This is a genomic window from Bifidobacterium sp. LH_449 (assembly GCF_056356755.1).
Genome location: NZ_JBKEUV010000008.1, coordinates 1 through 13394 on the forward strand (window position 1 = coordinate 1; position 13394 = coordinate 13394).

Below are 13394 nucleotides of genomic sequence, written 5' to 3' on the forward strand. Positions count from 1 at the left end.
GTCACGCATTACTCACCCGTTCGCCACTCTCACCGATCCAGCAAGCTGCATCGGATCCCGTTCGACTTGCATGTGTTAAGCACGCCGCCAGCGTTCATCCTGAGCCAGAATCGAACCCTCCACAAAAAAACTTCATGAAGAGGCACCGATGAAGTGACTCCAATCAAAAATAAGAAAAAGACGAGCACGTCCTATAAGGAAGGACGCCGCTCACAAAAACCCCGACCCCCATCAACGCCCCTCGGCGACTCCCCGAACACTCGGGAAGCGGGAATCGGACTGGCAATCATTGACTTGCATAAAGCATAAGTAGTACAGACACGCTCTTGAGTTCTCAAACCACCACCACACGCAACGAGACCGGCCGACCGGAACCATCCGGCGCCGTACCGTGCGGCAGCAAGGGATAAACTTACACGCCGCCCGACGAAAGCGCAAACCGGAAGGCGCACGGGACCACGGGACCCGTTGCAAACACACGCATCCCACGGCGTGTCGCAATACCGACAAAATTCACCGAATCAGCGACGCCCGCAACGCTTGCCGCCGACACCGGACTTGCCTTCAGCACCCCACGGGCCACGGCCTTCGTCCCTCAATGTCATCAAATGATGCTTCATCGCAAGCAACATGATGTGCGAATCCTCAAGACCCAAATGACGCTCCGACGCATCAGCCGGCAGCGCGCCTTGCCTTTTCGCATATGCTTCCAACGTATTGTCGCCATACGGATGAGCTTCATCAGGCTTCGATCCTTCATCCCAACGGCGACTCATCGGCAACGTGTCAAGAATCGTAATGCGGCCGGCGCGATAGCTTTCCGCATATCCTGCGATATTCAACATGAAAAAGCCATGCTCGAATGTCGCATTATGCGCAACATAAGGCTGCTGTTCCAAACGCTGCAACAATCCTTGCTGCGCTTCAGGCCACTCATCGAAAAGACGATATCCCGCACCGCGATCACGCACATCAATGCCCGTCAAACTGCGAATAAACGGATTGCCGAGCAACGCATTCGCCGGCGTGACGCCAAATGGCAAACGCGACTGGCCGTACGCGTCGCCATCATCATACGAATCCTGCTCGTAACGGTAGCCCGACCGTTCGCTTTCCGGGCGCGGCGACGCCATATTCATGTATTCGAAACCGACGTCAATGATGTATACGCGAGCAGGGTCGGTGCCGGTGGTTTCAATATCAATGCCCATAACCGTGTCCACATCGCGGCCAGGCAGATACACGTCACGCCAATCGGGGCGTCCATAATTCGAAGCATACTGCGATGATTGCGACGTTTTCGACGAAGACGACGAAGACATGGGCCGCGAACCGGCCTCGCCGAAATCACGATGCACGTCACCAAAAAGCGTCACACTGCCGCCAGGCGACGTCACACCGCTCAAATTCGCACGCGCCATCGCATAACGACCAGCCCGCTCCTGACGACGCGCCTCCTTACGGCGCGCAGCACGCGCATCAGCGATTTTCGCACTGCGATCCTGAACATCAGACACGTCAACGCCATCGACACCGCGCAAAACCGGCACCGTAACGCGGCCACGGCGATCTTGGAACATCGTCCACCAGCGGCGCTCAACACCAATATGCAGCAGCAACGCAATCTCATCGTTCAAACGACGATTCGCATATGCCAGCGCACGCGGCAAACGATATGACACAATCAAACGGTCAAAATCAGTCATGAATGCGGAATTGCATTGCGCAAGAATCGCTTCAATGCGATCACGCGTCGCATAATCATGACGCAAAGCAGCCTTCGCATCATCGATATTCTGCGGGACATCACCAACGGAAACGCCGTCGCAGGCATCTTCGGAAACGCCATCAGAAATGCCATCGCTCTGCAAATACGCGCCTGCAAAACCAATGCCACGCTCCAAATCAAGACCTTCAACCCATTGCCAATCAATCGAAACGCCATCGGCGTCAACAGGCATCGACGCAGCCCATTGGGCGATATCTTCCTTCGCCTGAGAAAGCCAAGCGCGGTCGACCGGAAACGATGTATTGCTCATACTCGTTCATCGTAGTCGACCGCGCCCTACCAACAACGCATTCGAGCGAATGCGCCAATATGCGGGATGCTGCGAATTGTCGCAGATTGCTTTTGATTGACGATGATCGCTGCGAGATGTTTGCGTTTGTATGAAAAACGCGGAAACGTGGAAACATTCGCGCATTACATTTTTCGTATTACAGCATTACCGCGTCGCAGCATCTCGCATCACAGCATCACAGCATCACAATGTCACAGCATCACAGCTCAAAACCAAGCTCGCGTGCGGCATCCGTCGGAACAGGATCTTCACACCAGAAATCCTCAAGATTCTCATATGTGGTCAGACTGCGGATCTCCGCCTTATCGATATACAATTCGCCGCTCAAATGATCGGTTTCATGCTGGAAAATACGCGCGGGCCAGCCATGCAGACGCTCCTCATGATGGTTTCCGTCTTCATCCTGCCAGTGGGCGACAATGTCAAGCCAACGCTTGCGCACAGCCTGATAGCCGTCGAAGCTCAAGCAACCCTCGTAAAAACTGCGGGTTTCCTCGCCGACCGGCTCATAGCTCGGATTGATGATCACGTGGAACGGCAGCTCGCCGATCTCACGAGGATCATCCTCATCATCACGAATATGATCTTCCAACACAGCCAGCGAAAGGCCAAGGCCGATCTGCGTCGCCGCCAAGCCCACACCCGGCGCTTCCAACATGGTCACACGCATTGTTTCGATCAGCTTATCCAGCGTCTTACGGCTCAACTGGCCGTCATAACGCACCGTCTGCTGGCGCAGCACCGGCTCACCGGCCTGCACGATCGGCAGCAGCTGCTCCTTGCCTGCGGACTTGATCAGCTTTTCGACGTCGCGATTCAGCGCGATATCAACTTTGGCGTTCTTCGAAAACATTGGTTTCTCCTTCGAACATCACGAATGCATCAATGCTACAACGTGCTACAGTGCCAGTTCCTCCGCAACCACCGCGGCAAGACGCTCGCACACGGCATCCGCCTGCTCCTGCGTTTCCGCCTCAGCCATCACACGCACCAGCGGCTCAGTGCCGGACGGGCGCAACAGCACACGGCCAGTATCGCCAAGCATCTTCTCTTCACGCTCAACAGCGGCCTGCACTTTCGCATTCGTGGAAGCAGCCAACTTGTCAACATTCGGCACATTCACCAACTGCTGCGGCAACTGCGGGAAGTCCGCAGCCAATTGCTTCAGACTGCGTCCCGACTTCATCACTTCATTGCACAGCGTCAACGCGGTCAACGTGCCGTCACCAGTCGTGGCGAATTCGCGATTGATCACATGACCGGACTGCTCGCCGCCCAACGAATAATCACCACGCAGCATCTCTTCCAGCACATAACGATCGCCGACAGCGGTCTGCACGGTTTTGATGCCCATCGAACGAAGCGCCAGCTTCAAGCCAAGATTGCTCATCACGGTGACGACCAGCGTGTCATGATTGAGCTTGCCTTCGTTCTTCTTGGCACGGGCCAGAATGCCCATGATCTGGTCGCCGTTGACCATGTTGCCGTCCTCGTCCACGGCAAGGCAACGGTCGGCGTCGCCGTCGAAGGCCACGCCCAGCATCGCGTCGGAGGCCTTGACCATGGCCTGCAGCTGCTCGGGATGGGTGGACCCGGCGTTCTTGTTGATGTTGTAGCCGTCCGGGGAGGCGTTGATGACGATGACGTCGGCGCCGGCGCGACGCAGCGCCTCCGGAGCGACCACCGACGTGGCGCCGTTCGCGCAGTCGGCCACGATCTTCAGGCCCTTCAGCGGGGTCGGCTGGGTCTTGTCAAGTCCCATCGGCGCGATCGTCGACACCAGATGGTCGATGTACAGATTCGTCGCCGTCACCGTGTCATGGCTGACGCGGCCGACGCCGGCGCCGGTCGGGCGATCCCAATCCTGCCCCAGCACGGCTTCGATTTCGTCTTCCTTGACGTCGGGCAGCTTATAGCCGCCGCGGGCGAAGAATTTGATGCCGTTATCGGGCATCGGATTATGCGAGGCGGAAATCACCGCGCCCATTTCGACGTTCAGGACGGATGTCAGATAGGCGACGCCGGGAGTCGGGATGATGCCGGCATCGATGACGTCGAAGCCGCCTGCGGACATGCCGGCGGACAGCGCGGACGCCAGAAAGTCGCCGGAAACGCGGGTGTCCCTGCCGATCAGCGCACGGCGACGGCCACCCGGCTGATTGTCTTTCGTACCGGAATCCCCCAAGACGCGCACCGCGGCATCGCCCAAATCCAATGCCAGCTGCGCGGTCAAATCCCTGTTGGCCAATCCACGAACACCGTCGGTTCCGAACATACGCGGCATAATTCTCGTAATCCTTGCTATTGTGATTTGCTGTTTTCCTTCGAACCATCCTAGTCATGAAGCATCGGTTACGCATCACATCATGCAAGTTATCCCCATTTCCACCGATTCTCCTTCCGTGCTTTCCCCTCGCCCGCATGCAATATATCGTCAGTGGAAAAGGCATTCCCGGCGATGACGCCGGCACGGAAAAGGGACGGGAACGATGACCGGCACAGACAGGATAACAACACGCACCGCATCGGCTGTCGGCGCAACGCGATCAGCCATGCCGAGCCCACCGACCATCGCCGAATACACCTATGTACGAACGTTGGGCGAAGGTTCCACAGCCTACCTGCACCTTTACCGCCAACATGACCCGGTTCGCCCCGTCGCCATCAAAGTCAGCAAAGCCACGCTTGACACGCAGCATGCCGCACGCTTTCTCAGCGAAGCGGATTTCATGGCGCAGCTCAGCTCGCATCCCTATATTCTGCCGATCTACGATGCAGGCGTCACGTCCAACGGATTGGGCTACATCGCCTTCGAATACGCCCCAGGCGGCTCTTATAAGGAACTGCTGTCCAGACATACCTTCAACGCCGACCAGATGCTTGATCTCGGCATCATCCTGGCGAGCGCGCTCCACACGGCGCATCGCAGGGGCATCATTCACCGTGACATCAAGCCCGCCAATATTCTCATCACGTCGCAGGGCCTGCCGGCATTGTCCGATTTCGGTATCGCAGCCAATATCTATGACAGGTCATCAACCGGATATTCCCTGCCTTGGGCGCCGCCGGAAGTGCTGAACAATGCCGACGGCGGCAGCGAGGCATCCGACATCTATTCGTTGGGCGCGACCTTGTATGCGATGCTGGTGGGGACTTCGCCTTTCCAATACGGGTATCATCCCCATACGCAAAGCGAATTGGCGTCGCTGATCGCATGCGCGCCGCTGCCCGCCATCAAACGCCCCGATGTGCCGCGGGAAGTGGAGCTGGTGCTGCGCAAGGCCCTTGATAGGGATCCGGATAACCGTTACTATTCCGCGCTGGAATTCGCCCGGGCCATGCAGCAGGTGCAGCGGTCGCTGTATGGGCATGCCACTGCGGTCGCCGTCGAAGGAGCGCCGCAGTATCCGGCGAATCCGGTCAAACGTGCCGGGATGTCGGCGCCTTCGGCTTCAAGGCCCGCGGCCTCGCATCATTGGGGTAAGGCCATCGCCGCCGTATGCGGCATCGTGGCGGCGCTGACGGCGCCGGTGCTTGTCTTCGTATTCGCCGTCATACCGAACATGGATGCCACGATTACCGACGATCCGCGGCAGGTCGCCGATCCCGGCACCGAAGACGACGGCGTTGCCGCGGCGCAGGGCGACGATGTCATGCCGGGCGGTGATGTTCCTTCCCCGACCGACCTGCAGGGCGTATATGACGGATCCACCGTCACCTTCACCTGGACCAATCCCGACCAGCAGGAAGGCGATACGTATGCGTGGTCGATCATCACCGCAGACGGCGCGCGGCAAAGCGCCGACACCTTCATCGTAAGCGACGCCACGGTCTCCATACAGGATGTCGGCGAACCGCAGACGTGCATCCAGGTGAGCATCGTACGGGCCGACCGGAGCATGTCCCGCAGCGCCGCGGTCGCATGCGCGGTGCGGGGGAACTGAAGGAGGCAACGATATGGCGAAGTCATCCCGGTCATATGAACGCACGCAACGCATCGGCGCGATGCCGCGCCGGGCGGGCTCCCCCGGCAGACGATTCTGGCTGACGCCCGTCATTACGCTGCTGGCCATCGCCGCGATCATCGCCGGCGCGATCATCATCACATCGATCACGCAACGGCATGTCCAGCTGGATGACGGCACCGTCTGGGTCACTTCGCAGAACAACCGCAAGGCGGCGCGATTCAACGTGCGCAACCAGGAGGCCGACGCCGGCGTGGCGTCCTCCGCCGCACGTTTCGACATCGTGCAGCATGATGGCGACACCGTGCTGACCGAAGGCACGCAGGCCTCCAACATCGACGCCTCCACGCTGTCGGTTTCCGAAGACACCGCCATCGGCGACGATACGGACACGCAGACCGGCGGCGGCAGCATCGCGTTCCTTGATACCGACAGCGGCAACGTGTGGGCGGGCGAATCCGATGATGTCGAGGCCGTCAGCACCGGAGGCGCCCCGCAGATGGAGCTTGGCGCCGGCGGAAGAATCGCCGTCGCCGACGACGGTTCCGTATACGGGTACCGGCCGAAGGACGGCATGGTGCTGGTGCTGGATTCCCCGCAGGATGCCAAGCCCAGAGAATACGGCAGCATCACCGACGGGCAGAGCATGGACGCCGACTCGTTCACCGTCGTCGACGGCATACCGGTGATCGCAGCCGACGCGACCTTGGTATGGGACGGCGGTCAGGCAACGGTGGATATCACCGGCACCATGGCATTGCAGGCCCCCTCAACGGACGGCAGGCAAAACGGGTGGGTCGCCGCCGCCGGAGAGAGCGGCATCGCCATCGTCGACCTGACCAAGTCCAAGCCCGCCGCGGCATCGCTGCCGACCGGCGGCAAAGGCGAGGCCGCGCAACCGGTATCCACCAATGGCTGCGTCCATGCCGCGTGGAGCCAGAAGGCGAACAACTACATCAGGATATGTTCTCCGACCGCCACCGCCGACACCGTGGGATTCCAGACTCTGGACGCCGTGGACGCCACATCCGAACTGGTGTTCCGCACCAATCATCGTCTGGTGGTGCTGAACGACGCCATCAACGGCAATGTCTGGAATCCGGACAGTTCCACCGACGTCATCAAAATCCAATGGAACACCATCGAGACCGAGCAGAGCAGGCAGGAGAACAGCACCGACGATTCCGCCAACAACCGGCAGGAATTCTCCGCGACCTGCTCGTCCCAATCAGGACGGATCAAAGCCGTGGAAGACGGGTTCGGCGCGCGTGCGGGCTCGGAGCAGATACTCGACGTGCTGCGCAACGACGAACAGACCGACTGTTCGGTGCTGCGCATCACATCCGTAGGCGCGGTTTCCGGTGAAGACGTCTCCGTCGGGTCGATCTATGACGGACGCTACCTGCAATTGGACGCCTCCAATGCGGGAACCGGCACCATCGGATTCGACTATGAGATCAGCGACGGGCGTGGGCAGAGCTCGTCGGCGCATGTCACCGTCACATTGAATTCCGACACCGGCAATCAGGCGCCCGGGCAGAGCGACGTCCCTCCGGAGATCAGCGTCGAGCAGGGCGCCACATACACGGCCAACGCGTTGGGCAGCTTCGCCGATCCCGACGGAGATCCGATGACGCTGATATCGGCCGTGCCGACCAACAGCGACGAAGCGGTGGTGTCCACAAGAGCCGACGGGCAGCTGGTGTTCAATACCGGATCCGCCGCCTCCGGGCGCATCGGCGTGGAAATCACCGTATCCGACGGGCAGGCCACCGGCACCGGTCTGATCTACTTTTCCGTAAGACCCGCCAACACGCTGCCGGCCGATATCGACCCGGCGGCCACCACCACGCAGCCGGATACGGAGGCCTCGATCGATCTGAAGGATCACGTACACGGCACTTCGTCCGAATCATTGCGGCTTTCCGCGGTGGAGCCGCCCGACGGCACGACCGTCACGATGAACGCCGCCGATCTGACGCTCACGTTCAGCGCCGCCGAACCGGGAACCTATTACGTTCCATATACGGTCACACAAGGCACGATTCCGGCGACGGGACTGGTACGGGCCGAAGTGCAGCCCGTCGCCGGAGACGCGGCGAAGCCCATCGCCGCCAACGATGTGGCATTGCTGGGCGCCGACAACACCGCCATCGTGGAACCGCTCGCCAACGACGTCGACCCCATGGGCGGCGTGCTGTCGGTCACGTCCGTCACCGCCGACCCCTCATCCGGCATCAAAACAGGGCTGGTCGGCCATAAGCGCGTCTACCTGACCGCACGGCGGATCCCCACCCGGCCGGTGTCCATCACCTATACCGTCGCCAACGCGTCCGGCACGTCGACGGGAACGATCGTGCTGCAGCCCCCGGCGCCGGGCAGCGCGAATTCCACGCCCAAAGCGGGCAATATCAATGCCCAGGTGCGCACCGGCGGCATCGTCACCATCGATATCCTCGACCATGTCACCTATTCGGACGGCACCACCGTCAGCGTGCAAGACAATCTTCAGACCGACGAAGCGACCTTTGACGGACTCGCCTTCGTATCGGGCGATACGGTACGCTATCAAGCCGGCGATCAGCCCGGCGTCTACCCGATCACCTACACGGTGAAGGACACGCTCGGCAATTCCGCTTCCGGAACCATCACCATCACCGTGCATCAGGCCGATGCCGGAAACAAGGCCGCCCCCACCCCCAAAGACGCGCAGGCCCAAGTCGCCGCCGGGCAGAAAGTGCGCATTCCCATCACCTTGAACGGCATCGACGTGGACGGCGACGACGTGCAGCTGCTGGGATTGGGCAACAAGGCGCCCGCCTTGGGGCGCATCAGTGAGGTCGGCGCCGACTATATGATCTACGAAGCCTATCCGGATTCCTCCGGAACCGACACCTTCATGTATGCAGTGGAGGATTGGACCGGACAGAGGGCCCAGGCGCAGATACGCGTCGGCGTGTTCAAAAGCGCGTCCGCCTCCGGCGTGTACGCGCGGGATGATTCGATCACGTTAAGGCCCGGCACCGCAGCCTCCGTTCCCGTATCGCAGAACGACATTTCCGGAGACAACGCCGAGCTTACCGTGGATGACGCACTGGAAGCGCAAGGCATCGACGACGCGGCCGTCGAAAACAACCAGATCGTGTTCACCACACCCGATCAGGCAGGAACCGCCTACATCATCTATACGATCGAAGACGATGCGGGCCTGTCGGACACGGCCACGCTGACGGTCGACATCGACCCCAACGCCGAAATAGAGCCGCCGAACGCCTATGATCACCGCGTTCCCTCCGCCGCGACCATCGACAAGAAATCGGTGGACGTGGATGTTTCGCAATGGATATCCAACCCTTCGGGCACGACGGACGAGCTGAAGGTCGACGTGCACGGGTCCGCCGCCGATCATGCCCACGTCAAAGGCGGAGAGGATTCCACCATCATCACCGTCGAGCTCACCGACGAGGCGAGGTCCGTCCCCTACACGGTGGCCAACACGACGTACGGCATCACCTCCACCGCGTTCATCCAGGTGCCCGCATACGGCGTCTTCCCGCCGACGCTTCGCCCGAAGGCGCCGGAGCTACGGGTCAACGCACGTGAGACGATCACCATCAACATCGCGGATTACGTGCGCGTAGGCGCAGGCAAAACCGCCTATGTGGAGAGCAGGGAATCGGTCAGCGCCACCAAGGCCGCGGACGGCGACCTGTATGTGGACGACCAGACGCTGCAGTTCACCGCCCCCAGGGACTATTCCGGCCCGGCCTCCATCACCTTCACCGCGGTCGACGGCAAAGCCGGCGGTTCGGATGCCAGGATCATCAATTCCGCCGTCATCACCCTGCCGGTGACCGTTATCGGAAGCACCGTGCCCGCACCGACGTTCTCGTCATCGACCATCGACGTCGAAGCCGGCGCATCCGCGAAAACCATCGACCTGACAGTGCTCACCCACGCCCCGTCCGGTCTGCATGACGACGAAAAAGCCTATGCGTATGCCGGCGGCGCGTCTTCGGGCGGCATCAGCGCGAATCTGACGGCCTCAGGACGGTTGACGGTAAGCGCCGCATCCTCGACGACGCCAGGAACGACGTTGACCATCCCCGTCACCATCACCTACAGCCAGGGAACCGTCAACGCAGGCATTACGGTACGCGTCGTCGCCTCCACCAGGGCGCTGGCGCGTCTGAGCGCGAAAACGCTGCGGCTCAAGGCGGGGTCAACGCAAAGCGTCGACATGCTTGCCGACGCGTATAACCCGTTCCCCGAAACACCGCTGACCATGATCCGATGCAGGGCCGATGATTCGGCAAAACTGCAGGTCTCCTGCGGCAGCGGCGGTACGGTCTCCATTACGGCGGCCTCCGATATCGGCGCTTCGTCGAATACGATCCTCGTCACCGTGCAGGACGCCACACGTACCGGTGAACGTGAGGTCACCGGTCAGATCACCGTTTCCGTGGCGGACAAACCGGAGGCGCCACTGCTCTCCCCCGTCGCCGGCCGATCCGCCGACAGCGCCGTGACGTTGAATTGGACGCCCGGTTCGGCCAACGGCAGCCCGATCACCGATTATAAGGTGACATGGACCAGTGCGGACGGCGGCGAAAAATCCTGCGGCCCGGCCACCTCATGCCGGATCACCGGGCTGACGAACGGCAAAACCTACTCGTTCTCCGTCGCCGCAAAGAACGACGTCGGATGGTCGCCGTCCTCGAACATCGTGGAAGGCACGCCCGACAAGACGCCGGACGCTCCGAAGAGCATCACCGTCGAAGGCGGCTATCTGTCCGCCGCCGTCACATGGAACGCGTCCACCGGTGATTTCAGCGCCGTCGACGATTATGAGGTGACGCTTATCGTCAACGGCGCCGCCGTGGGGACGAAAACCACGGACGGCACCGCCACATCCGCGAAATTCGACATTCCCAACGCCATGATCGTCGACGGCACGCAGGCCACCGCAACGGTGAGGGCGCACAACGAGGTCGGCTGGGGTCCCGAGGCCGGCAGCACGCAAGCCGGCACACCTTGGGGAGACCCGGATACACCGACCATGAGCATCGCACAGGACGCCAACGACAGCACGCTGATCACAGGCACGATAACGCTCGGCGACCTGCATAACGCAGGCTGTTCCGCAATCAGCCTCGACCGGGGCCCTTCGATCGAATGCGGCACAGGAACGTTCAGCTTCAACATCGATAAGGACGAGCTGAATTCGGATGTCACCGTCACCGGAACGCTGACGCCGGCGAAAGGCCGATCCAGACCGGCGACGTTCAACGCCCGCGTACATACGGCCTATGCCATCCGACCGCCCGAACTCACCGTCACCGCGAATGCCGGGAGCGGCAAATGCACCGCTCGGTGGACGGCAAAAGGCCAATATGATTCCGTGACCGTCGATTTCGGCGGTGAACACGAATACTTCCGTGACGGCGGCGAGGTCTCCGTTCCGGTGGACGCGTGGCAGTCCTGTCCGACGGCCACGGCCCGTCAGACGCTTAACGGCGTGAGCGGCCCGGAAACGAAGGCAAGCGATCCAAGCGGTTGGATCAACAGGAAGGCGCCGACGATCGGCACAGGACCCGACGGCATAACACTGACGTGGGATTCCGAAGAACGCGATCGCATCAACGTCGGCGGGCTCAACGTCATCGACAACTACGGCAGGAACGACATCACCTCCTATGAGCTCGTCGTCGGAGACCGGCCGTTCGCCATCACCAAGGAAACCGATCATATAGACGCCTCGCAGATCGCCGAGGAAACCGCCGATTGGACGATAACCGTAACGATGGAAAGCAATGCGCACTACTCGGCGACGCAGAGCGGAACGGTCGACGGAACCCGTGTTCCGGCAACCGCCGCCGAAGCCCCCACCGATCCCGTGAATCCGGATACGCAGGCGGAGCCTTCCGCGTTCGTACCGCCGACGAGCATCACCGGCATCGACGCCTCGCCGGTGGCGCAGACGCCCGTCAATGCCGTCATGACAGGCATCCATCGCGCCGGCGTCAACAGACTCGCGACAACAAGCCACTTCATCAACCGGAGGAACAATCATGGATGATCACATCAGCGAAGAAACGCAGCTATCCGATGCCACGCGACCGTCGCAGACGGCGCATGCGAAACCGGCGATGAACGCATTCACGATGCCGACCCTGCCCGAACGCCCCGGCACCGCCGCGACGCGAACGGCATCGGAGGAGACCGCGTTGTCCGATGACGCCACGCGGCTGAGCCCGTCGTCGACGCCGCAGCCGGCGGCCACGGCATCCGGCGTCGACGACACGAAGCCCGGCTCCCGTCAGATGCCGCATCCGGATCTGCCGTCCCGCCCCGACATCACCGTCGACTCCGGCATGGGCGCCCAGACGCCGCCGGATGTCATGCGTTTCCAGCAGGCGTTCCAATCGTTGGTCGACAACGTCTCCCACGTCGTCGTAGGCAAGGAGACACCGATCCGCCAATGCGTCACCGCGCTGATGGCCGGCGGCCATGTTCTGCTTGAAGACGACCCCGGCACCGGCAAGACCCAACTGGCACGCGGGTTGGCGAATTCGATCGCGGCCAGTTTCAAACGCATCCAGTTCACTCCCGACCTGCTGCCTTCCGACGTGGTCGGCGTCACCTTCTACGACCGGAAAACCGGCGACTTCACCTTCCGTGAAGGCCCGATCTTCGCATCCATCGTACTGGCAGACGAAATCAACCGGGCGTCGCCGAAAACGCAGTCGGCGTTGCTGGAGGTCATGGAGGAGCAGAAGGTCACCGTGGACGGCGTCACCCATGATGTGCCGCAGCCATTCATCGTCATCGCCACGCAGAATCCGATCGAGCAGCTTGGCACCTACAAGCTGCCGGAAGCCCAGATGGACCGGTTCCTGATCAGAACCTCCATCGGATACCCCAGCCATGCCGCATCGCTGGACATCCTCAAACAAGTCGACATCACCGATCGGGCGGCCACCATCTCACCGGTGCTGAGCAGCGAGGACATCATCGAACTGCGTCGCATCGCCGAACAGGTCCATGTGGATGACGCGTTTTTCGAATACATCACGCGACTGGTCGAAGCCACCCGCCACAACGAGAGGATCGCCGTCGGCTCTTCGATGCGCGGCGCCTTGGCGCTGGCCCGATGCGCACGTATCTGGGCGGCGGCGGACGGGCGCGCCTACGTGGTGCCGGACGACGTCAAAGACAATGCGATGGCCGTGCTCGCGCACCGCATCACGCTGACCCCGGAAGCCACCTTCGCGGGAGCGACGGCCGATGGCGTCGTCGCGCGGATCCTCGACGATGTTCCGGTCCCGACACTCGGAGCCTGACGGAA

Annotated in this window: 6 protein-coding genes and 1 rRNA gene; 3 read left to right on the forward strand and 4 right to left on the reverse strand. The window is 61.3% G+C overall.

What is annotated here, in order from left to right; translation table 11 throughout:
- The 4 genes from AC1AX7_RS06930 to glmM all read right to left on the reverse strand — a co-directional run.
- A 16S ribosomal RNA gene (locus tag AC1AX7_RS06930) occupies window positions 1–126 on the reverse strand; the annotation flags it as partial.
- Between the two features lie 395 nt (window positions 127–521).
- Window positions 522–2039, reverse strand: coding sequence for a PolC-type DNA polymerase III domain-containing protein (locus tag AC1AX7_RS06935; protein WP_476509358.1), 1518 nt, complete (start codon window positions 2037–2039; stop codon window positions 522–524).
- A gap of 241 nt (window positions 2040–2280) precedes the next feature.
- On the reverse strand, window positions 2281–2934 hold the full coding sequence (locus tag AC1AX7_RS06940; protein WP_476509359.1) for a peptide deformylase: 654 nt from the start codon (window positions 2932–2934) through the stop codon (window positions 2281–2283).
- Between the two features lie 45 nt (window positions 2935–2979).
- Window positions 2980–4365 carry a phosphoglucosamine mutase gene (gene glmM / locus AC1AX7_RS06945; protein WP_476509360.1) on the reverse strand — a complete coding sequence of 462 codons (1386 nt, stop codon included), beginning with the start codon at window positions 4363–4365 and terminating at the stop codon, window positions 2980–2982.
- A 268-nt stretch (window positions 4366–4633) separates the two neighbouring features.
- Between glmM and AC1AX7_RS06950 the strand changes: the two genes are divergently transcribed.
- The 3 genes from AC1AX7_RS06950 to AC1AX7_RS06960 are packed head-to-tail and all read left to right on the forward strand — an operon-like array spanning window position 4634 to window position 13389.
- Window positions 4634–6025 (forward strand): serine/threonine-protein kinase, encoded by a 1392-nt coding sequence (locus AC1AX7_RS06950; RefSeq protein WP_476509361.1) that lies wholly within the window; start codon window positions 4634–4636, stop codon window positions 6023–6025.
- A 13-nt stretch (window positions 6026–6038) separates the two neighbouring features.
- Complete coding sequence (locus AC1AX7_RS06955; protein ID WP_476509362.1) at window positions 6039–12125, forward strand: Ig-like domain-containing protein; 6087 nt, start codon at window positions 6039–6041, stop codon at window positions 12123–12125.
- A complete protein-coding gene (locus AC1AX7_RS06960) occupies window positions 12118–13389 on the forward strand; it encodes an AAA family ATPase (RefSeq protein ID WP_476509363.1) in 1272 nt (423 codons plus the stop codon). Before AC1AX7_RS06955 ends, AC1AX7_RS06960 begins: the two co-directional genes overlap by 8 nt.
- The last annotated feature ends 5 nt before the right edge of the window (window positions 13390–13394 follow it).